This is a genomic window from Bradyrhizobium sp. I1.14.4, assembly GCF_050435825.1.
Lineage (GTDB): Bacteria > Pseudomonadota > Alphaproteobacteria > Rhizobiales > Xanthobacteraceae > Bradyrhizobium.
The window spans coordinates 31,138-53,784 of record NZ_JBNDLA010000016.1; the positions used below are offsets into that span (position 1 = coordinate 31,138).

Here is a 22,647-nt window from a genome sequence, read left to right on the forward strand (position 1 = left end):
AACCTCTCTCTCAGGGGCGCGACCCACGATAGCAAGTCTCAGCGGCGCGGGATGCGTTCCGAAATCCGTGATCGGGATCACTGCTCCGAGGAGTGAAGCGCAGGACACTCACGAGACGCAAGTGTCGACTGGAACGCGGGTTCTCGAGGAACACTCAAATGATCGTCAACATTCAGAAGCTGAACGGCCTGTGGCACCTCATCGTCGGGTCGTGCAAGATCCGAACACCGTTCCTGGAGACCCAGGACCGGGAGTGGGTCGTCGCGTATGCCAGGCGCGTCTACCCCGGCGCCAAGGTTTTCGAATGCGACTGATGCTGTTGCGCTTCACAGCTCACACCCCAGACAAATGCCCCGGATCGCTCCGGGGCTTTCGCTTTCAACGCGGCATGCCAGGCGCAATCACCGCAGCGCCGACACCATGATCAGGCCGAGGATCAGCGCGGTCGCGGAATATTTGAGCGCGTAATACACGTTCCGATTCCACTCCTTGACCTTGCGGCTGGCGAGATGGACTTCGTAGAGCTTGCCGAATGCCTTGTTCAGCACACCGACATGCTCGCCATCGACATTCTGGGTGGCCGACGCCTTGACGATGTTGTGGCTCACCCAGCGGTTCATCCTGGTCATGAAGCCATACTTCATCGGGCGCTCGACGTCGCAGAACAGGATGATGCGGTTGACGTCGGTCTTGTTCTCGGCGCTGTGGATGAAGGTCTCGTCGAACATGAAGGCCTCGCCGTCGCGCCAGACGCACTCGACGCCGTCGACGAGAATGCGGCACTGGTTCGAGTTCGGCGTCACCAGCCCGAGGTGATAGCGCAGCGAGCCGGCGAAGGGATCGCGGTGCGCGCCGAGCTTGCCGCCGGGCGGCAGCATCGCGAACATCGCGCCGTGCACGTTCGGGATCGAGTTCAACAACTCGACGGTCTGCGGGCACAGCGTGCGCGCCGACGGCAGGAAGTCGTCGTACCATTTCAGATAGAAGCGCTTCCAGCCGCTCTTGAAGAAGGAATAGAAGCCCCAGTCGTTGTTCTTGGCCGCGGCGCGGATGAAGCCTTCGTCGAACAGGCGCGTGGCCTCGTCGCGGATCGTCTCCCAATTGTCGGAGAGCTTCTTGAGCTCGGGAAATTGCTCGACCGGGATCACCGGCGTGTTGGGCACCGCGGAGCCCGCATACATCAGCACATTGTAGGGCGCGAGATAGGTCGAGTGATCGCCGAGCTGGCGGGCGAAGCGCAGCCGTTGCTTGCCGCGGAAGTGTACGTAGAGAGTGGAGGCCGCCAGCACGTAGAGAATGACGAGCTGCGGCGCAAAGAATTGTCTCAACATGGTCCGTCTATGATCGCGGCCCGCCGGCGCTCGCGATGCACTGCCCCCGTAGCAGCCTGGACCCTTGATGGGCGGCTTAGCCCCGGGCGGCGAATCGCAACGCCGTCCGCGAAAATTCCCCTGCTTCATCCTGACTTGGCACTGCGGCGAGAGTTCCGGCGTGGGCCGGAAGCCCCGCCACGGTGCCATCCCAAATCAGCCATGTAAGCGTCTGCTCACCAAATGTGAAGCACCGCCTTATTCGAGCAGGCAGCCATGTGGCAACATTCCCACACATGTCATTCGCCATTGACAAACTGGTTAGACAATTACTAATCGCGAGAACGTCCGCCCAAGAACGCGGACAGACGGTCCGCTCGGGAACGCGGACATCAGAGGGAGGAATGATGAGACACGTTTTGGCGGCAGCCATTCTCGCGGCAATGATCACGGCCGCTCACGCCCAGGTTTCCGATGACGTCGTGCGGATCGGGGTGCTGACCGACCTGTCGAGTTGGGGCCGTGACAATTCCGGCCCGGGCTCGGTCGAGGCGGCCAAGATGGCGGTGGAGGAATTCGGCCCCACCGTGCTCGGCAAGCCGATCGAGATCGTCTCGGCCGACCACCAGATGAAGACCGATGTCGGCGTACAGATCGTGCGCGGCTGGTTCGACAACGGCAAGGTCGACGCCGTCGTCGACATTCCCAACTCCGGCATTGCGATCGCCGTGCACAACATGGTGCGCGAGCGCAACAAGATCGCGCTGTTGTCCGGTCCCGGTGCGAGCTCGCTGACCGACGAGCTGTGCAGCCCCAACACCGTGCACTTCACCTACGACACCTACGCGCTGTCGAAGGTCACGGCCTCGGCGGTGATCGCGGAGGGCGGCAAGTCCTGGTACTTCGTCACCGCGGACTACGCCTTCGGCCAGCAGCTCGAGAAGGACGCCACCCGCTTCATCAACGAGATGGGTGGCAAGGTGCTCGGCAGTGTCCGGCACCCGACCAACACCGCCGACTTCTCCTCCTTTGCGCTGCAGGCGCAGAGCTCGAAGGCTGATGTGGTGGCGTTCGCCAATGCCGGCCAGGACACCGACAATTCAATCAAGCAGTCCGGCGAGTTCGGCCTCGTGCAGGGCGGCCAGAAGCTGGTCGGCCTGCTGATGTTCGACACCGACGTGCATGCGATCGGGCTCAATGCCGCGCAAGGCACCTACATGACGACAGCGTCGTACTGGAACATGGACGAGAAGACACGCGCGTGGTCGAAAAAATTCCTCGCCCGTGCCAACGTGATGCCGACCATGATCCAGACCGGCGTGTACGGCTCGGTGCTGCATTATCTCAAGGCGATCCAGGCCGCCGGCACCGACGATCCGCAGAGGGTGATGGCCAAGATGCGCGAGCTGCCGATCGAGGACACCTTCGTGCACGGCGGCAAACTGCGCGAGGATGGCCGCGTCATCCGCGACATGTATCTGGCGAAGGTGAAGAAGCCGTCGGAATCCAGGGAGCCGTGGGACTATCTCGATATCATCAAGACGGTGAAGGGCGAGGACGCCTTCCGTCCGGCCTCCGAGTCCAAATGCCCGCTGCTCAAGAAATAGGATCGATCGCGTGGCCAACGAAGAAACCCAAGAAACGTATGATTGCGACGCACTCGTGGTCGGCTCCGGCTGCGCCGGGCTGTCGGCGGCGGTCACCGCCGGCCATCACGGCCTGAAGGTCCTGGTGGTCGAGAAGGAGCCGCGCTTCGGCGGCACCACCGCGCGCTCCGGCGGCTGGCTGTGGATTCCCGGCACTTCGCTGGCGAAGGCCTGGGGCATCGAGGAAAGCCCTGATCAGGCCAGAACCTATCTGCGCCACGAGGCCGGCAACAGCTTCGATGCCGCGCGCGTCGATGCGTTCCTGACCGAAGGGCCGAAGGCGGTCGACTTCTTCACCACCAGGACCGCGGTGCGCTTCGACATGCCGCTGACCTTCCCGGACTATCATGCGGAAGCGCCCGGCGGCGCGCAGGGCGGCCGATCGATGGTGACGCGGCCGTTCGACGGCCACGAGCTCGGCGATGCCATCAAGGATCTCGGCAGTCCCCTGCCCGAGCTCACCGTGTTCGGCATGATGCTCGGCTCCGGCAAGGAGATCGTCCATTTCATGCGCGCGACGCGGTCGCTGACGTCGGCGGCCTATGTCGCCAAGCGGCTGTCGAAGCACGCCATGGACGTCATGCGCAACGGCCGCGGCATGACGCTGACCAACGGCAACGCGCTCGCCGGACGGCTGGCGAAATCCGCCTTCGACCTGAAGATCCCGCTCTGGCTCAACGCGCCGGTGCGCGAATTGATCGTCGAGAACGGCGCGGTGCGCGGCGCGGTCATCGAGCGCGCGGGCCGCACCATTCGCGTCAACGCCAGGCGCGGTGTCGTGCTCGCCTGCGGTGGCTTCCCGCATGACGTCGCGCGGCGGCAGAAGATGTTTCCGCATGCGCCGACCGGAAAAGAGCATTACTCGCCGGGACCGACGGGCAATACCGGCGACGGATTGCGCCTCGCGGAATCCGCCGGCGGCCGCGTCGAGGACTCGCTGCCGAATGCCGCGGCCTGGGTGCCGGTCTCGGTCACCACGCGCAAGGACGGCTCGAAAGGCGTGATGCCGCATTTCATCGACCGCGCAAAACCCGGCGTGATCGCGGTGATGCGCGACGGCAAGCGCTTCGCCAATGAAGGCAATTCCTACCACGACTTCGTGCAGGAGATGATCAAGGCGGCCAAACCCGGCGAGGAGATCGCGGCGCATCTGGTTTGCGATCACGAGACACTGCGCAAATACGGCCTCGGCTGCGTGCCGCCGCGCCCGATGCCGCTCGGCCACCATCTGAAGACCGGCTATCTCAAGCGCGGCGCGACGCTGTCCGAGCTTGCCGCGGAGGCGGGCATCGACGCCAGGGCGCTCGAGGCAACCGTCGCGGAGTTCAACAAGACCGCCGCAGAGGGCCGCGATCCCGCCTTCGGCAAGGGCTCGCGCGCCTATAACCGCTACCAGGGCGATGCGCTGCACGGGCCCAATCCCTGCATCGCACCGATCCGGCATGGTCCATTCTACGCCATCAAGATGGTGATCGGCGATCTCGGCACCTATGCCGGCATCCGGACCGACGCCAGTGCCCGCGCGCTCGACGCCGACGGCCAGCCGATTGCCGGCCTCTACGCCGCCGGCAACGACATGGCGAGCATCATGGGCGGCAACTATCCCGGCGCCGGCATCACGCTCGGCCCCGCGCTGACCTTCGGCTACATCGCGGGCAAGCACCTCGCGGGCGCTACTCAGGACAGGAGCGCGCTGTGAGTCCAGTCATCCTGAGGAGCGAGTTTTCGCGGCTCCTCAGGATGACGGGTAGAACGACTCCCAGCACCCCGCATCTCGCAGACGGCAAGGTTTCCTGCTAAGTGCGAGCACGCGAACGCGAACAGGGCGACATGACGAGAGAAAGCCGCGGCATACAGTCGATCGAGGTCGGCGGGGAATTGCTCCGCGCGCTTGCCCGCAGCGGCGAGCCGATGATGCTGCGCGATCTCGCGCGCGAGGCCGGCATGCCGCCGGCCAAGGCGCACCCCTATCTGGTGAGCTTTTCCCGCATCGGCCTGATCGAGCAGGACGAGGCCACGGGCCGTTACGAGATCGGGGCGCTCGCGCTCGAGCTCGGCCTGATCAGTCTGCGCCGGCTCTCCGCGGTGCGGATCGCGACGCCGCGGATCGCAGCGCTCGCCGACAGCATCAATCATGCCGTGTCGCTGTCGGTCTGGGGTACCCATGGCGCGACCGTGGTGCGGCTCGAGGAGCCGAGCCATCCGGTGCACATCGCGATGCGCGTCGGATCGGTGGTGGCGCTGCTCGAGACCGCGACCGGCCGGGCATTCGCCGCCTTCATGCCACCGAACGCAATCAAGACGGCGCTCGAGAGTGGCCTCGATCGCCTCGGAGTCGGCTACAATCCGAAGCGAGAGTCGATCAGCCAGAAGGCCACCGAGATGCTTGCCGAGGTCCGCAGCCACGGGCTCGCGCGGGCGATTGGAGATCCGTTGCCCGGCGTCAACGCCTTCGCCGCGCCGGTGTTCGATCACGCCGGCCACGTCGCCCTGGTCATTACCGCGATGGGACCGGAGGGCACCTTCGACGTCAGCTGGGACAGCGCGATCGCAACCGCGCTGCGCAGCTGTGCGGGCGATATCTCAAGGCAACTTGGCCACGGCACGGTGCGGGCGTCGGGGTGATGGAGGCTGAGCACGCTGGTCGGGGAGAGGGGTGAGCCGCGCGACGTGCTACCGATCAGGCAATCGCAGCTCGCGGCGGTGACGCACGCGAAGCCGTGAAAGCGCTGTTGGTGGCGAACGCACATACCGCGAATGGATTGACGAAGCCTACGACGAGGATCGGAACGAAAGCGTCGCAAAATGGCGGGGAGCGTTCGGCGATGAGTTCGCCAGCTCCGTTGACGTTGAGGAAGGCAAATCCATCAACAAGATGGCTGTTGCTAAGCTGAACGACAGGGTCAGTGCCGCCCATCTTACCGGGCGCTACCGAGCCGGTCACTCGATAACGCTGCGACCACTTCACAACCGATGACACCGCAACCCCAAACCGCAATGCCACCGAGCGGCAGCTCTGACGCTTTGCAACAGCCGCAACCGCACGCTTATGCAGATCATTGGAAATTGGTCGGACCATCGGATGCCGGCCTCCAGCCCAGCCAGCATCTTGAATCATATTCGCCCCAAATCCGGAATCCCTCCCGATTCAATAAATCTGTGAACCGCTCTAAAGGACGGTGGGTCGAGTTCTCAGCGGTGACGAGCGCGGAGCGAAGAGCTCAGCGCTCCCTGAATGCTTCTGAGGCAACCTTGGTCAGCGGCGACAGCAGATAGCTGATAATGCGGCGGTCGTCGGTCTTGACTTCCGCGGTCAGGGTCATGCCCGGGGTGAGCGGTATGATCGAGTCATCGATCTTCATCGCCGATTCCTCGAGCGCCACCGTGACGAGGAAGACAAAGTTCTGCGGCTGCCCGGGAGTGCCCGGCGTGTTGGCCATCGCATTCACGGTGCTGGTCGGGTTGGCTTGCTGGCGCCGCGCCGTTTGCTCGTCGATCGCGTCGTTGGCGACGTTGATGACCTTGCCATGCAGTGAGCCGAAGCGGGTGAACGGAAACGTGTCGACCTTGACCACCACGTCCTGGCCGACCTTGACGAAGCCGATGTCGGTGTTCGACACATAGACCTCGGCCTGCAGCCGCCCGCCATCCGGCACGATGGTCAGAAGCTGCTGGCCGGTCGTGACGACCTGGCCGAGCGTCGTGACCGCAAGCGCCTGCACGGTTCCGGAGGTCGGGGCAAGAAGCTTGGTGCGGGCCAGCTTGGTGCTGGCCTTGGCATATTGCTGCACCGCGTCGTCGAGCTTTTTCTCGGCATCGGCTAGCTTCGTGCTGTTATCGGCGATGAATGTCGCGAGGTCCTTGTCCTTCTCGCCGCGCAGTTCGACGATCGCAGCCTCGGTCTCGAGCAGCTGGCCCTTGTCGCTGGCAAGCGACGAGCGGGACTTGTCCAGCGACTCCAGCGCATCGAACAGATTGATCTTGGTGCCGACCTCGAGCTTGAGCGATGCCTCGCGAACGGCCACACGGTCCTGCAGCGTCTTGATCAGCTCGGTCTGATAGGCGATGCTCATGTTCAGGCGTTCGCGGGTCGCGTGCTTCTGTGCGATCTGCTTCTCCAGCGTCCCGATGGTCTCGGCAAGCTGGGAAAGATCTGCCGCCAGCACACGATTTTCGCGGCTGCGGAACGCAGGCGGCACGTCATCCTGCCAATCGACATCCGCCACCGGGAACAGCGGCTTGACCGGCCAAGCCTTCGCCTGGTCAATTGCCATCTTCCGGCGGGCGACCTCTGCGCGAAGCGCGCTCGCCGCCTCACTTTGCCGCCTGGCCTCGGCCTCGGCTTCGGCGGCATCAAATGCCATCAGCTCCTGTCCGCCCTCGACGCGCATTCCGTTGGTCACCGACAACGAAACCACCGTGCCCGGATCAAAAGGCTGAATGAACTTGGTCTGTCCGGAAGGCACAATCTTGCCGAGCGCCACCGCATGCACGTCCAGCCTGCCGAACACCGACCAGGCGAGCGCGGCCGCCACGAAGCCGCAGATCGTGAGCATCAGCGCCACTTTGACCGGCGACGCGGGGGTTTCCAGGATCTCAAGCGCGGACGGCAGGAACTCGCGGTCGGCGCCGCGAACGTCCGACTTGAATGGAAAAAGAACCTGGCGAGCCGGCGTCACTTCCTTGCCCATCACTTTGTCCAATCGTTCTGCATCGACCATAGACGGCCGTAGAGGCTGCCATCCTTTGCAATCAGCTGATCGTGATTTCCCTGTTCGACGATCCTGGCGTCCGACATGCCGATGATCCGGCTGCATGGCCGCACCGCGGCGAGCCGGTGCGCGATGATGATGACGGTGCGGCCCTTGGTGATGGCGCGCATGTTGTTCTGAATAATGCGCTCGCTTTCGTAGTCGAGCGCACTGGTCGCCTCGTCGAGGATCAGGATCCGCGGGTTGGTCGCCAGCGCCCGGGCGATGGCGATGCGTTGACGCTGTCCGCCCGACAGATTGCTGCCGCGCTCCTCGATCATCGTGTCGTAGCCCTGCGGCAACGCCCCAATGAACTCGTCCGCGCCGCCCAGGCGCGCGACGTGCATCACTTGGGCGCGCGTCATGGCCGGATTCGCCAAGGCGATATTCTCGTGGATCGTGCGGTTGAACAGCAGGTTTTCCTGCAGCACGACGCCGATCTGCCGGCGCAGCCAGCTTGGGTCGAGCTGCGCCACGTCGACGCCGTCAAGCAAGACCTGACCGCGCTCCGGCAAATACAGCCGCTGGATCAGCTTGGTCAGGGTCGACTTGCCGGAGCCCGAAGGCCCGACGATCCCGATCACCTCGCCGGCCTTTATCCTGAGCGTGATGTTGCGGAGAACCTCCGGACGGCCCGGCTGATAGCGGAACGACACGTCGCGCAACTCGATATCGCCCTTCGGCGGCGGCAGGGTCGGCAGGCTCGCCGGGATCGGCTCGACCGGCGTGTTGAGGATGTCGCCAAGGCGCTCGACCGACACCTGAACCTGCTGCAGATCCTGCCAAAGCTGCGACAGCCGCAGGATCGGCTGCAGCACCTGGCTCGAGATCATGTTGAAGGCGATCAGTTCGCCGACGGTCATCGACCCCGAGATCACCGCTTGCGCTCCGAACAGCAGGATCATCGCCGTGGTGAGCCTGCCGACATACTGGATCAGGTTCTGCCCCAGTGAGCCCAGCATTGACGCTTCGAAAGAGGTGCGGACATAGGCGGCCAGCCGGTCCTCCCACTCAGCCTGCATGATCGGCTCGACACTGGCCGCCTTGAGCGTCAGGGCGCCGACGATCGACTCGACCAGGAATTGCTGGCTGCGCGCGCCGCGATTGAATTTCTCGCGGATCTTCTCGCGCAGGAACGGACGGATCAGGCCCGCGATCAGCACGTAGAGCGGCAGCGTCGCCAGCACCACGAGCGTCAGGGGCACCGAATAGAGGAACAGAACGCCGACAAAGACGAAGGTGAAGAACAGGTCGAGAAGGGACGTCAGTCCCTGGCCGGTCAGGAAGTTCCGGATGGTCTCGAGCTCGCGCACGCGCGCGATCGTCTGACCCGTTGCGCGCGTCTCGAAATAGGCGATGGGAAGCCGGAACAGATGATGGAAAAGCCGCCGCCCGAGCTCGACATCGATGCGGTTGGTGGTGTGGCTCAGGGCATAGGTTCGCAGATATTGCAGCGTCGCCTCGAACAGGCCGAGCGACACCATCCCGACAACCAGCACGATCAGCGTCGACATCGCCTTGTGAACGAGCACCTTGTCGACCACGAGCTGGAAGAACAGTGGCGTGATCAGGCCGAAGATCTGCACGAAGAACGATGCCAGCAAGACGTGCGAGAGCACGCGCCGGTAGCGCCAGATCGACGGCAGGAACCAGTTGAAGCCGAATGTCTTCGGATTGATGCCGGCACCGCCGGCCCGCCGCGTGATCAGGACGATGTTGCCGTCCCATTGCTGGGACAGCTGCTCGAGATCGACCTCGGCGCTGGCTCGGCGCACCGGGTCGGCGAGACGGAACTGGCCGGCCTTTCCGCCCGGCGCGAGCACCAGGAAGCCGCCCTCCTTGAGCCCGATGATGGCCGGCAAGGGACAGCTTGTGAGGCGCTTCACCGTGGCATCGGCGATCCAGCGCGCCTTCAACTCCAGGCGCTTTGCGGCCGCAACGAGGTCCGCGGACTCAGCAAGCCGTCCGGCCAGTCCCAGCTCGTGGCCGAGTTGCCGCGGATCGGCGGCGATGCGGAAATAGCCCGCCACCACGGCAACGGAATACAAGCCGGTATCGACCTTCTCGACCGACGCCGGAGCGTCGTCATCGCGGATTGCTGACTGCAACGTCATGACTATCCCTTGCTACAACCGCAATACCACTTTCAACACCAAGGACGCGCCCGATGCCTTCCTTTGCCGGCTTGCCGCGTCTGGCCGGATCGAACTGCCGGACAAATTCCGCCCACTCCGGCAGGCAGCGCCGCTTCAGGTCGTACCGGTTGACGATCGTGCGGCGCGCGGCTTCCCGCAGGCCCCGGAACTGCGACGGAGCGGCCAACGCCTCGACCGTGAGTTCGGCCAGCTTCTCGGAATCGAAGAAATTGACCAGCAGACCGTTGTCGCCATCGACAATCACCTCTTCCACCGGCGCGGTCTTCGAGGCGATCACCAGCGCGCCGGCGCTCATCGCCTCCAGCATCGACCACGACAGCACGAACGGATAGGTCAAATAGAGGTGCGCGCTCGATATCTGCATCAGGGCAACGAACTTTTCGTACGGTATCGATCCGACAAAATGCACCCGATCGAGCGGTAGCGAATCCCGCACCTCTTCCAGGAAGATGTCTTTCCAGCTGCGCCCGTCCCTCGGCTTCGGCCCATACGAGGCGCCGTCGCCTCCCACGATCACGACCTGCGCGTTCTTCCGTTCCTCGAGGATGGCCGGCAGCGATCGCATGAAGATATGGTAGCCCCGATAGGGCTCGAGATTGCGGTTGACGAAGGTGATGACTTCATCCTGCGGGCCGAGCGACCGGCCATTCGGCAAGACAAAGGTCGCCGCCGGATCGGGTGCCACCACGTCGGTGTCGATGCCCTCGTGCAGCACATGGATCTTGGATTGCAGATGCGAGGGGTATCGCATCTTTTGCCACTGCGTCGGAGCGACCGCGGCGTCGGCGTCCGTCATCGCCAACAGGATCGGCGCATTGTTCAGGCGCGCGGCAAAGCGCTCGTTGAATGTCAATGTCGAGTGAAACTCGGGGTCGAAACCGATATTCGCCCCGTCGGCCGAATAATAGAACTCGGCATGGACGGCGAGCTTTGCAGACGGCCAGACATCCCGCACCGCAAGCGTTTCGCCCCATCCGACATGGCCGAAAACGAGATCGGGAACGAACCCTTGATCTCTCAGCCTCAGCATCTCCTCGGCGGCGTGCCGCGCCCGCGCCACGTGCTGCGAGAAAGAAGCCGCCAGCGGGGAAGGTTTGCCGACATTCGCGTCGTTGAAACGGTAGCGCCGGACCGGCACGATTTCCGGCCTGGTGTTGCGGCTGTCGCAAAGCGCCAGGACCTGGTCGCCGGAGCGCTTCAGGAGCTGAGCAATGTGCCTGAATTGCGCTGGAAAATTCTGGTGAATGAAAAGGATGCGCATGACAATCTGGGTTGGGGTGGAGGTGCTTTCCTAGCGCTGTTTCTCGACAAGCAAGGTTTTCGGCCGCCGCGATTTGGCGGTTTCGAACAATGAATAGGTCCGGCTGACATAGTTGGTCACGGCCGACACGCCCTGCATGTACTCTCGCAGCTGCGGCGTCATATCCGCCTCGACCATGCGGACCGGCCGGGTCGGATCCTGGAATTCGAAGCGGACGTAGAACCAGGGGTCGCCGCGCTTCAGCACCAGCTCCTTGCTGATGTCATGCCATTCGAAGGCCCACATCATCGGGCGCGGCCAGATATGAATCGGCAGCCGGCCGCCGATCATCACGCCCGGCAACGCCGTCGTATAGTAGTGATTGAAAGCCGGTAACTGCATCATGTAGACGAGTTCATCGGCCAGGAACACATACGGGCTGCCAATTTGCAGAATGGGCCGCTTCGGATGACGCCATTCCTTGGGGGAGTTGAGCTTGACCAGTTCCGCAAGCGCCTTCGGCCGGATCGAGGCCATATCGCCCGCTGTGCTGCGCAGCCTTGGCTCGTTGGTTTTCGGGTCGATTTCGATGCGGAGCTGAATGTCGACCGGGCAGTTGATCTGGAAGATGCGCGCTTCGTGATCGATCACGGCGGGGCAGTATGTGACGGCCTTGGCGTGTGCGCTGCGCTTCTCTTCCCGGCTGAGCCGGCTCGGCGCCTCCCACATGAAGGTGGCCTTGTTGGTGTCAAGCGTCCAACCAACCTCGACAGCCCTGTTGAGAGATATCTTGCGCTTCAAGAAATCAAACATTCCCCTAACCTCTGCCGGCCATCATCAGTTGTTTCGGCTTGCCTGTGCAATTCGCCCTTCGCTGCATCGGGCACCCGCAAAACTACCGTACAGCCCGTTCGAAACACACCACGCCCGGCCGCTGCAAGAGCGGACGGGCGTTTTCGATCTTAAAACTGGGGTTTTAAACCATCCAGTCCGGATACGAGACGGCGTAAAGAGGCCCGGGAGAACGCTCCCGGGGCCCTTCGCGTCAACTGACAATCGAGAAATTCGCCGCCGTGACCGAGCCTGCAGTCGCTCCGTTCAGCCAGACCGCGGTGTCGCCGTCGACCTGGATCACGAAGTAGGCGCCGTTCTGGTAGGAGTGCGACAGCACATCGGCGAACGAGCTGAAGCCGCTGCCATTGAACAGCACGGTATCGGTGGCTGCGTTAAAGTCCTGAACCACCTGGACGCTCGGCACATCGTTGGAGACGAACGTGTTGTTGCCGCCGCCGCCGAAGTAGTAGTTCACGCCTTGGCCGCCATCGAAATAGTCATTGCCGGCACCGCCGAGCAGAACGTCGACGCCGTCACCGCCGTACATGGTGTCGTCGCCATTGCCGCCGTAGAAATAGTCGTTGCTCTTGGAGCCGTACATGACGTCGTTGCCGTCGTCGCCATTCTCGACCACTGAGCCCTGGGTGGCGATCAAGACGTCGTTGCCCGTTCCGCCGTAGCCGTTGCTGAGGTCGCCGGCGCTCATGTAGATCCAGTCGTTGCCGGCATCGCCTTCGAGCAGATCCGTGCCCTCGTTTCCGACGAGCGTATCGCTGCCGTTGCCGCCATACGACGTATCATTGCCGGTGCCGCCATACATCAAATCGTTGCCGTCGCCACCGAAGAGGAGGTCATCGCCGCCCCCGCCTGCAAGGACGTCGTTGCCGGCGCCGCCGTACAGTCCTGGCGCCACGGTGATGCCGGCGGCCACGATATTGGCGCCGCTGTCGTTACCGTCGCCACCGTAGATCGTGTCGTTGCCGTTTGAGCCTTCCAGGCGATCGCGGCCGGCACCACCGTCGATAATATGGGCCTGCGTGGCCAGGCCGCTCTGATCTTCCTCAATCCAGTCGTCGCCGGTGCCGCCATACTCGAACTGCGTAGCGGCGCTGTTGCCACCCTGGATGAAATCGTTGCCGTCACCGCCGTAGAAATTGCCGAAGGCCGTGCTGCTCCAGAGCGCATACAGGTAGTCGTCGCCCTGGCCACCCTCCCAATAGTCGAAACCGACGATGCTGCTTCCCAGTGTGTCGTTGCCCTGACCGCCATAGAGTGAGTCGAAGCCAGCTGAGCTGCTGACGCTGTTGTCGCTGCTATCGCCATAAAACACGGGCATGGAGTATCTCCGTCAATATTGGCTCTTCGTCGAGCCGGCCAAAAAAATTGCAGGCGGCCAAATATGGGGAACCGCCGGGGAACGAAATGGCCTCAAAAGGCCGGTCTTCAAACAAGGCGTTAACCTAGCATCCAACAGTTTTGGTATCGGCGATGGTTGCGAGGTTCAATGCAATCGTAAAAACACCTGCTTCGACTTCCAAAGCCGGCCGTAGACAGGTGACCGGCGTTTGACACCAGAGCCGGAGTTGCGAGGCCGTCTGCTCCGGCTCAAAACACCAAAAGAAGTTCGGAAGAAGGGTCCCGGACCCCGCCTCGCCATCTAACAATAGAGGAATTCGCCGCCGGTCACTGTGGTCGCGCTCACACTTCCACTGTTAACCAAGCTGGCGTGTGGGCGCCGACCATGAAACATCTCCGTCAATAGGCAGGCTTCGTCGAGCCCCAAAAAAACGCGAGGGCGGCCGCAAATCGAAGCCAGCCCGAACAATGCCGGCCACCAGCCGGACCTCAAATAAGCCGTTACGCTAACACGGCTTTTGCCGGACACGCTATCGCCCTCAGGTTGCGGGTTCAAGGCGGCGGCAAAAAGAAATCAGGTTCCAATGCATCGGCCTCACCTGCTATCAATCTCCGGAATTATTGATTTTGGAAAATCAGATGTCGTTTCCCACTGCCGCACTTTTCTATCTCCCCGAAGCATACTCGCTTGGCGACAAGCGCATCATGGGACGTCAAGCCGCCGGGGCGGGATTTCTCAAAGCGTTGGCGCGCGAGAAACCGGAACGGCTGTTCTGCTACACGCCAAAGCGTGAATTCGTCGATCAGTTCGCGACCGATATCCGGCGTTCCGGATCGGATACCACCACCATCGAATGGCTGCCGCCGCCGGCGCATCGACGTCTTGGCGAGCCAGGGTTGCTGTATCTGCCCGACCCCGGCCTCAGCCCGTACGCTTGGCGGCGTGCGCGCCATTCACCCCGCGCCTACAGCCTGTGCGGCATCACGCACACGACGATGACCCATGTTGCGATGGGAATGCTGTCGTCGATGCCGCTCAGTCCGCTCGAGCATTGGGATGCAATTATTTGCACCTCGCTCGCGGTGCACAAGACCGTCGACCAGTTGCTTTCGGCACAGGCCGCATTTCTGAAGGCGAGGCTCGGTGCGCGGCGAATGCCGATACCGCAACTTCCGGTCATCCCGCTCGGAGTGAATTGCGCCGACTTCACCTTTCGCGAGGGCGAACGGCAGCGCGCCAGGCAGATGCTGGGAATCGACGACGATGAGATCGTCCTGCTCTACGTCGGACGATTGTCCTTCCATGCCAAGGCCCACCACATTCCAATGCTGCTGGCGGCGGAACAGGCCAGCAAGGGACATAAGGTCGTCTTGGTGCTGGCGGGCTGGTTCAGCCGCGACGCCACCGAAGAGCTTTATGTCCGCGAGTGCGCTCAATTTGGTCCGTCGCTGCGGCGCATCTTCGTCGACGGGCGCAAGGCCAAGGATCTGCGGGCCGCATGGGCGTCGGCCGACATATTCACCTCGCTCGCCGACAATTTTCAGGAAACGTTCGGCCTTACGCCGGTCGAAGCGATGGCCTCGGGCCTGCCCGTTGTGGTGTCGGACTGGAACGGCTACAGGGAGACCATTCGTGACGGCACCGACGGCTTCCGGGTTCCAACGCTCACCCTGCCACCCGGCTCAGCCGATTTCCTTGTCGAGCGGGCAGATTTCGGCTTCGACAATTACGATACCCACACCGCCCTCACGAGCCAGCTGATCGCCGTCGACATCCCCGCCGCCGCAACCGCCTATTCCACGCTGTTTGCCAATCCCGATCTGCGGCGGCAGATGGGGGCAGCGGGGCAGAAGCGCGCGCGCGATACCTATGACTGGTCGCAGATCATGAAGCTCTATGCGCAGCTTTGGACGGAACTCGGAGCACGCAGGCGAAGCAAGGTCGAAGGCACCGTTCCGGCAGGAACGATCCGGCCAGACCGGCTCAATCCGTTCACGATGTTCAAGTCCTATCCGACGCGAGCGCTCGATGGCGCATGTGTGTTCGCGCTGGGCGAAGGCGTCGATCTGAAGGAGGTGCACCGCAGGCTTTCCGCCGAAAGTATTGCTCGGGCCGCTCAGGTGCTTGCCAGGCAGCAGGTTGTGGACGAGATCGTCGGTGTCCTCGAGAAGAACGGCCGGTCGTTGTCGATGTCGGAGCTGATCAAGCACTTGCCCAACACACCCGGCGATCTTGTGGAAAGAGCGGTGATGGTGCTGACCAAATGCGGCGCCCTCACCCTGCTGCCGAAGCCGAGAGCGACGCTTTCCGCCAGCGAACCGTAATCCGGCAGCTGGCTGCGATCCTGTTCGCTGTTTGTATGCGGCGACATCACGCAACATGATGCCGCCCTGGCTTCGTCGTGTGCCATCGCCCCTCACTGCAACGGCGAATGCGGCGCCGGCAGCATGATGGTCGAATGCATCTCCTCCAGCACCTGCGTGCCCTCGCTCAGATGTGGCAGACCTCATTGGGGTGGCCGGCTTCGGTGGTCCAGAGGCCGACGATCTTGGAATATTTCTCGCGCTCCGGCAGCGGGCGTATCGCCAAGCGTCATTCCGATCTCTTGGGTGGCAATCTTATCGATCGAGCGAGCCTGGTCGCGGTTTGTGATCCGAGTGAGAGCGCATAGCGGATGGCGTCGGCCAACTTGCCCTTTGGCTGATTAACGATCAACGCGAGCTCTTGCGCGGAGCCACCGGAGCGGGAATGCGATTGAAAATAAGAAAGCCGCCTCAAGTGGCGGCCTTCTTTCGCGCGTCTGGCAGTCAAAGCTCTAGAGATCAGAGCCCCAATTTTCAGCTGAACTTGAACATGCTCGCGTCCAGCTGTCCCGGCGCGACACCGATCAGCCAAACCGCACTGCCTGCGGCGTCGGTGATGATCGTGGTGTTGATCCCGGCAACGTAGGTCTCCGCGGCCTGAACATCGGCGAACGAATGCAGCGATGTACCCGCGAAGTTGACGAAGTCATTCACTCCGCCCGTATTGAAGTCCTGGACGACCATGATCTCCTGGCTGGCGTCGCTGACGTTGAATGTATCAGCACCACCGCCACCCCACGCATAGTCAACGCCGCCGCCGCCGCTGATGTTGTCGGCCCCGGTGCCCATCAGGAACACGTCGACGCCGCTTCCGCCGGTCACCGTGTCGCCGCCGTTGGAGCCATACACGTAGTTCTGGCCCGAGCCGCCGTAGATGATGTTGCCGTCAGTCTCGCCCGACGAGATGAAGATGTTCAGGCCCGAGCCGCCGTACATGGTGTCGACGCCGGCGCCGCCGTAGAAGTAGTTGGTGCCGACCCCGCCATAGAGGTAATCGGCCCCGGCTTCGCCATACATCACGTTGACGTCGCTACCGGCGGTACCGCCCGAGCCGATCAAGGTGTCGGTGCCGTTGCCGCCAAACAGATAGTTGAAGCCGGATCCGCCATACTCCACGTCATTGCCGTCCTCTCCGAGGAGAACGTCGAGCCCGGCGCCGCCGATCAGGACGTCATTGCCGGCTCCCGCATAGATGTAGTCATTGCCGTCGCCGGCATCGCCATAGTCGTCGCCGTTGCCGAGAACGAGGACATCGGCTCCGGCACCTCCGTAGCCGGTATCGTTGCCGTCGCCGCCGTAGAGGGAGTTGTTGCCGGCGTTGCCTGTCAGGACGTTAGCCAGTCCGTTGCCAATACCCGAGAGATTGCCGGATCCATCCAGGATCAGATTCTCGACGTTTGCGGTCAGGCTGTAGGTGATCGTGGTGTGAACGGTGTCGGTGCCTTCGCCGGTGTTTTCGACCACCACATCGCCGGGATCGTCGACGAAATAGGTGTCGTTGCCAAGCCCGCCGGCCATCGTGTCGGCGCCGAGACCGCCATCCAGCGTGTTGTTGCCCGTGCCGCCGGTGATGAAGTTTGCGAACCCGTTGCCGGTGCCCGAAACATTGGCGGACGTCGCAATCGCGAGGTTCTCGACGTTGGCAACGAGTGTGTAGTTGAAGTTGCCTGTAACGACCGCGGTGTCGGTACCCTCTCCCGGATTCTCGATAATGACATCGGCGGCGTTATCGAGAATGTAGGTATCGTTCCCCGCTCCGCCTGTGAGCGAATCTACGCCGCCCAGGCCGTCGAGCAGGTTGTTACCGGAATCACCGATCAAGGTATCGTTGAGGTTCGATCCCCTCAGCCCCTCGATCGAGGTGTAGGTGTCCCCGGCAGCCTCGCCCGTGTTCGAGGCGGGATTAGCCAGGCTGGCGAGCACGCCGGCGGTGGCGTTGACATATTCAGCAACGTCATTGCCGGCGCCGCCGTCCAGTACGTCCGCACCCGCACCGCCGCGCAGATTGTTGTCTCCGCCATCACCCGTCAGGGTATCGTTGAACGCCGAGCCAATGATACCTTCGATCGAGGTATAGGTATCGCCCGCGGCGTCGCCGGTGTTGACAGCCGGATTGGCAAGACTTGCAACCACTCCCACCGCAGCATTACCGTAATCCGCGAAGTCAAAGCCCGCGCCGCCGTCGAGCGAGTCGGCACCGGCCTGGCCGCGCAGGTTATTGTTACCTCCGTCACCAATCAGGGTGTCGTTGAAGGCTCCTCCTTGGATGCCTTCAATCGAAGTAAGTGTGTCGCCGAGGGCTTCGCCGGTATTCAGCGCGTTGTTTGCGAGATCGACGAGAACGCCCGTGGTCGCGTTACCGTAATCGGCATAGTCATACCCTGCGCCGCCGTCGAGCGAGTCGGCGCCGGTGCCACCGCGGAGGAAATTGGTGTTGGCATCGCCGATCAGCGTATCGTTGAATGCCGTTCCTCGGATCGCTTCGATAGAAATGTAGACGTCGCCGGCGGCTTCTCCGGTATTCAGGGCAGAGTTGGCAAGATCGGCAACGACGCCGGTCGTAGCGGTGAAATAGTCGGCGTAGTCAAAGCCGGCGCCGCCATCCAGCGTATCGGCACCGAGACCCCCTTGCAGGAGGTTGATTCCGGAATCGCCGATCAAATGATCAGCGAAGTCGCTGCCACGCAGGCCTTCAATGGAGATATAGGTGTCGCCGGCGGCTTCGCCTGTATTTTGAGACGAGTCTGCCAGATCTGCCGTGATGCCAATTCCCGATTCGGAATAGGAAGCAAAGTCAAAGCCGCCCCCGCCGTTGAGCACGTCAGCGCCAGCGCCACCACGCAGCGTATTGCCGTTGGCGTCACCGATCAGTGTGTCGTTGAAAGCCGAGCCTCTGATCTTGAAGATGTTGGAGTAAGTATCCCCGGCGGCTTCGCCGGTGTTCTGGGTGGGATCGGCGAGGTCGACGACAATTCCGGTGGTTGAGTTCGCGTAGTCGGCATAGTCGTTGGCGGAGCCGCCGATGATCGAGTCGGCTCCCAATCCGCCCTGCAGGAAGGAGGTGTTTCCGTTGCCGATAAGTGTGTCGTTGAAGTTGCTGCCGATCAGCCCTTCGATCGAAGTATAGGTGTCACCGGTCGCAATGCCCGTATTGACGCTTGGGTCTGCCAAGCTTGCCTTAAGACCCGAGGTCGAGTCGATGTAGGATGCGAAATCTTGCCCAGGGCCGCCATCCAGGGAATCGGCACCATCGCCGCCGATCAGCGTGTCATTGCCACCGAGCCCTGACAGGGTGTCATTCGTGTTTGAACCATCGGGTGTTCCGGACAAGGAGTCGTTGCCGGACGTGCCTGTAAATGTCGCCATGATAATCCCCTTCGTGTAATCGATTTTTTGTGCAATGCGGGTAGTCAGCGGTACGCAGCAGTCAGCAGACGAACCGGCGAGAGAGTCACCAGACCCGCCGGAACGAACCGCTCGAGAGACGAAAAGCAAGCAGCCTGCGGCAGCGGAATAAGCTGCTGGGCCAATCAGCGGATGAGTTGATCAGGCAACGGTCTCCAACCGAAGCCGTTCAGGCGGGCTGAAGTGACAATCAATTCAAGCCTCCCCCCTTTGCAATAACTTTAGCGAAACAAAAATATGGAAACAATCTAAGCGAGAGAGTTTGGGCGAGTCAACGGTCCTCTACAAGACGATTATTGCGGGACTCGCGCTGTCTGACTGCGGACGAGTTCAGGCCCGCGCAACCACCTCCAGGCCGATAGTTCGTCGGCCGCGAGCTTGCGATGATGCGCTGCTGCGCCCTCGCAGCTGCGATATGATTCAGAAACTGGCACGAAGAGCAACGTTGCGTTCGGGTTCACGACAATAAGTCGCAGACGCCTTGGCTGGAATCCGAAGCACCGATACTTGCCGGAGCCGAAAATAACTGGAAACTGCGTGTTCGGTTGCAAACGTCGTTGAAGCATGTTCGAAATAGTCTTGCTGGCGAGTTCAACGTTTCTAAATATCGCTGCACGGCAAGCAATCGCACGGTCTCGGCCGACCGTGTCCGGCTAGCGGAGGATCGAGTGATGGGAAGCGTTTGGCGAAACCCGGTACTGATCGCGAGCGTGCAGCCCAACCCTCCCGTCAACGGGACCAATAACGGCTCCAATAACGTCGATGCACCCGTGCTGGCCGCCATCGGCAATGACCAGATGGCGATGGTCTACATGGAAGGTGGCTATGCCAACCTCCCGGACCTCAGCTACGGGTCCATCGTTCTTCAACGGGTCGATCCGCTCGGCAATACGTTTGGGACCCCGATCACGATCGCCAGCAGTGCCTACAGCCCGACCTTGACTGGTTCGGTCGTTTCGTCGCCCGGGGTGACCACGCTTTCCAATGGATCGGTCGCCGTTTCCTACACTTTCGGATCCTACAACACCGGCACGTTGCGGACGGACGTGTTCGCGAAGATTGTAGCGCCCGACGGAACCGTAGGGCCGGAGATTAAACTCAATACCACCGCGGGCAACGAAACCAACGCAACGATCGCGCCGGTGGCGGGCGGCGGATTCCTCGCCGTCTGGCAAGACAGCCTTTTCCCCGATCCGGGCGGCGTCGGCGGCGATGGCTCGGGCTCGGGCATCAGCGCCCAGCTGTTCGATTCCGCCGGAAACAGGATCGGCACCCAATTCGCCGTCAACACGCTCACAGCAGGCAGTCAGACCAACCCTTCGGCGACGACGCTCGCTAATGGCAACATCCTGGTCAGCTGGATCAGCGGCGCCAATGTCGAAGCGCAAATCTATACCGCTTCAGGCGTCGCCGTCGGGACGGAGATGACCTTATCGACAGCGCCCGGGATGAGCGCTTCGGTCAGCTATGACAAGGTGGTCGCACTCAGCGGTGGAGGCTTCGCGCTGGTTCGTGGCTCCTGGAATTCGGCCACTACCATCCTCGATCCAGTGATCGACGTCCAGATCTTCGACGCCGCGGGAACGGCGGTCGCACCGGCCCTCCAGATTGACGGTGTCGGCACCGGCTATTTCATCCGATCGATCGACGCCGCCGCGACGAGCGACGGCGGCGTGACGGTGACCTATAGTGACAATGATGCGATCGTCGGCCGGACGTCGGTCAGCCGCTACCACATTGGCAGCAACGGATCGCTTGCAGACGCCAGCACGGTCACGACCAGCTCGAGCAGCACGTCGATGATCGGCGCCGGCGCGATCGGCGTGTATGGCGACGGACGCGAGCAGATCATCTGGGAGCAGCATCAGCCCGGCTTTGCCGATACGTTGCAGGAATCCATCTATGACGATCGCAACACGACGACGTTTTTCGCGACCGCCGCGCAGCCGACCGCAGTCGGCAGCATCTCGAACGACCTGATCTACGGCCATGCCGGCGCGGACACGCTGTATGGGTACACGGGCGACGATGTTCTGGTGGGTCTGGGCGGCGACGACGTTGGCTACGGCGGCGACGGCAATGATTATTTCTATGCCGGCGCCGGAAACGACATCTTGTTCGGCGATGCGGGTTTCGACGTGCTGCTCGGCGAAGACGGCAACGACGTTCTCTACGGCGGCACCGGCTTCAACTACCTGTTCGGCGGCAGCGGCAACGATATTCTGGTTGGCTCCGGAGGCGCTGGTCCCAGCGACGTCAACGTGATGTACGGCGACGATGGCGCCGATCTGCTCTACGGCGGCGCCGGCACCAACTACTTCTACGGCGGTACCGGCGTCGACACGATGGTTGGCGGCTCCGGTCTCAACATCTTCATCTCCTCGGGCGAGACCGACGGCAATGTGATCTACGGCGGCTCAGGCCAGAACTATGTCTATGGCTCGAACGGCGGCGACACCGTGACCGGCGGCGCCGATGTCGACGTGTTCCTGATGGGCTCCGGCGCAGACAGCATCACGGGCGGCGGCGGCGTCGACTATGCTTGGGGCGGCGGCGGCCGGGATACCTTCACCATCAACGACTCGACCTCCGAAGTGATGGTGATCCAGGACTTCAGTGCCGGCGGCGTCAACGATCTCATCAATTTCGCCGGCACCTCGCTGCATTCGTTCGCGGATGTCCAGGCGGCGTCATTCTACGTGGCCGGCACCAACACGACCATCATCACCGACGCCGCGGGCAATGCGGTCTGGCTCACCGGTATCGCACCGGGACAGCTTGACGCGAGCATGTTCCAGTTCAGCTGAGCGCCTTCCAGGACGAGAATCTGCACCCGCCCCGCTTGGTCCGTGCCGGGCTGCTTCGCCAACAGGCGCCAGGCTTTGGGTCGGATTGCGGAGCTTGTCGTCGATGATTACGCCCGGGCGCGGTGGTCAGGCTGCCGATAGGGCTTCGCACCGCTCCATGATGATTTCGCCATGGCTGCGATGCGGCTCGCCCTAATTTGTGTTACGACAGCAACCACTGCGAGCATGGTCGGCCCGCGAACTTCGACATTGTGAATGAATGTTGCTATTTCGTTGCTGAATTGTTTGCCAACGACCGCACGCCTAGCGCACGCCAGACGGCCTTTGTTGCTGACGACAGATTGTAATGATCCGGCCGGGCTTTTGCGTTCTATCGTCCCGGCATTTTACGACCAGAGGTAATAGTGACGGCGATTGGTCTCACCAATTCGGACGACACTTACGCCGATACACCGAGCGCGGACACCACGGTCTACGCTCTCGACGGCAACGACACCATAACTCTGGGCAGCTTCAGCTCGTTTTCATCCTAATCCGACAGCCTTCAATATGTCGAGGGCGGCGCAGGAAACGTCTACAATCTCGACCACTTCGCGAACGACCTGTTCGAGTACCTGATCTACTACAACAACCACAGGCCCCGTCAGGCCCTCGCTGGGCAAACCCCGACGGCGTTTGCTGCCACCAAGACCACCGCGATCCAATCAGCGAACTAGTGACCATCGACAGCAATGACGTCGGGTTCCAACATCACGCGACAGCTGCATTAGCACGCATC

Annotated in this window: 13 protein-coding genes and 2 pseudogenes; 7 read left to right on the plus strand and 8 right to left on the minus strand. The window is 62.3% G+C overall.

Annotated elements, in window-relative coordinates; translation table 11 throughout:
• Positions 1 to 158 precede the first annotated feature (158 nt).
• Positions 159 to 314, plus strand: coding sequence for a hypothetical protein (locus ABIB78_RS26510; RefSeq protein WP_429029551.1), 156 nt, complete (start codon positions 159 to 161; stop codon positions 312 to 314).
• 87 nt (positions 315 to 401) lie between these two features.
• On the opposite strand, the gene ABIB78_RS26515 is transcribed toward ABIB78_RS26510, so the two are convergent.
• Positions 402 to 1,331, minus strand: coding sequence for an aspartyl/asparaginyl beta-hydroxylase domain-containing protein (locus tag ABIB78_RS26515; protein ID WP_429029553.1), 930 nt, complete (start codon positions 1,329 to 1,331; stop codon positions 402 to 404).
• Between the two features lie 383 nt (positions 1,332 to 1,714).
• Between ABIB78_RS26515 and ABIB78_RS26520 the strand changes: the two genes are divergently transcribed.
• From ABIB78_RS26520 to ABIB78_RS26530, 3 genes are all read left to right on the plus strand, one after another.
• Entirely contained in the window at positions 1,715 to 2,917 is a 1,203-nt protein-coding gene (locus ABIB78_RS26520) for an ABC transporter substrate-binding protein (RefSeq protein ID WP_429029555.1), read from the plus strand.
• Positions 2,918 to 2,927: 10 nt separating this feature from the next.
• Positions 2,928 to 4,655, plus strand: a complete 1,728-nt coding sequence (locus tag ABIB78_RS26525; protein ID WP_429029558.1) for an FAD-dependent oxidoreductase — start codon at positions 2,928 to 2,930, stop codon at positions 4,653 to 4,655.
• A 131-nt stretch (positions 4,656 to 4,786) separates the two neighbouring features.
• Positions 4,787 to 5,581 carry an IclR family transcriptional regulator gene (locus ABIB78_RS26530; RefSeq protein WP_429029559.1) on the plus strand — a complete coding sequence of 265 codons (795 nt, stop codon included), beginning with the start codon at positions 4,787 to 4,789 and terminating at the stop codon, positions 5,579 to 5,581.
• A gap of 283 nt (positions 5,582 to 5,864) precedes the next feature.
• On the opposite strand, the pseudogene ABIB78_RS26535 reads toward ABIB78_RS26530, so the two are convergent.
• The 6 genes and pseudogenes from ABIB78_RS26535 to ABIB78_RS26560 form a co-directional block, all read right to left on the minus strand.
• A pseudogene (locus ABIB78_RS26535) lies at positions 5,865 to 6,035 on the minus strand (IS630 family transposase); the annotation flags it as partial.
• Between the two features lie 142 nt (positions 6,036 to 6,177).
• On the minus strand, positions 6,178 to 7,647 hold the full coding sequence (locus ABIB78_RS26540) for an HlyD family type I secretion periplasmic adaptor subunit (RefSeq protein WP_429029562.1): 1,470 nt from the start codon (positions 7,645 to 7,647) through the stop codon (positions 6,178 to 6,180).
• On the minus strand, positions 7,647 to 9,821 hold the full coding sequence (locus ABIB78_RS26545) for a type I secretion system permease/ATPase (RefSeq protein ID WP_429029565.1): 2,175 nt from the start codon (positions 9,819 to 9,821) through the stop codon (positions 7,647 to 7,649). The genes ABIB78_RS26540 and ABIB78_RS26545 overlap by 1 nt, the downstream gene beginning before the upstream one ends.
• Positions 9,793 to 11,124, minus strand: a complete 1,332-nt coding sequence (locus ABIB78_RS26550) for a glycosyltransferase (protein WP_429029567.1) — start codon at positions 11,122 to 11,124, stop codon at positions 9,793 to 9,795. The genes ABIB78_RS26545 and ABIB78_RS26550 overlap by 29 nt, the downstream gene beginning before the upstream one ends.
• A 30-nt stretch (positions 11,125 to 11,154) precedes the next feature.
• The gene (locus ABIB78_RS26555) at positions 11,155 to 11,916 is read right to left on the minus strand and encodes a hypothetical protein (RefSeq protein WP_429029570.1); all 762 of its coding nucleotides are present in this window, start codon (positions 11,914 to 11,916) and stop codon (positions 11,155 to 11,157) included.
• Positions 11,917 to 12,148: 232 nt separating this feature from the next.
• The gene (locus tag ABIB78_RS26560) at positions 12,149 to 13,273 is read right to left on the minus strand and encodes a calcium-binding protein (RefSeq protein WP_429029572.1); all 1,125 of its coding nucleotides are present in this window, start codon (positions 13,271 to 13,273) and stop codon (positions 12,149 to 12,151) included.
• Positions 13,274 to 13,932: 659 nt separating this feature from the next.
• Here ABIB78_RS26560 and ABIB78_RS26565 point away from each other — a divergent pair.
• Positions 13,933 to 15,618, plus strand: coding sequence for a glycosyltransferase family 4 protein (locus tag ABIB78_RS26565; RefSeq protein ID WP_429029575.1), 1,686 nt, complete (start codon positions 13,933 to 13,935; stop codon positions 15,616 to 15,618).
• Between the two features lie 513 nt (positions 15,619 to 16,131).
• On the opposite strand, the gene ABIB78_RS26570 is transcribed toward ABIB78_RS26565, so the two are convergent.
• A complete protein-coding gene (locus tag ABIB78_RS26570) occupies positions 16,132 to 19,023 on the minus strand; it encodes a beta strand repeat-containing protein (RefSeq protein ID WP_429029577.1) in 2,892 nt (963 codons plus the stop codon).
• Positions 19,024 to 19,733: 710 nt separating this feature from the next.
• Here ABIB78_RS26570 and ABIB78_RS26575 point away from each other — a divergent pair.
• Together ABIB78_RS26575 and ABIB78_RS26580 are read left to right on the plus strand one after the other, a co-directional pair.
• Positions 19,734 to 21,869 carry a calcium-binding protein gene (locus ABIB78_RS26575; protein ID WP_429029578.1) on the plus strand — a complete coding sequence of 712 codons (2,136 nt, stop codon included), beginning with the start codon at positions 19,734 to 19,736 and terminating at the stop codon, positions 21,867 to 21,869.
• A gap of 590 nt (positions 21,870 to 22,459) precedes the next feature.
• Positions 22,460 to 22,585: pseudogene (locus ABIB78_RS26580) on the plus strand (hypothetical protein); the annotation flags it as partial.
• Between the last annotated feature and the right edge of the window lie 62 nt (positions 22,586 to 22,647).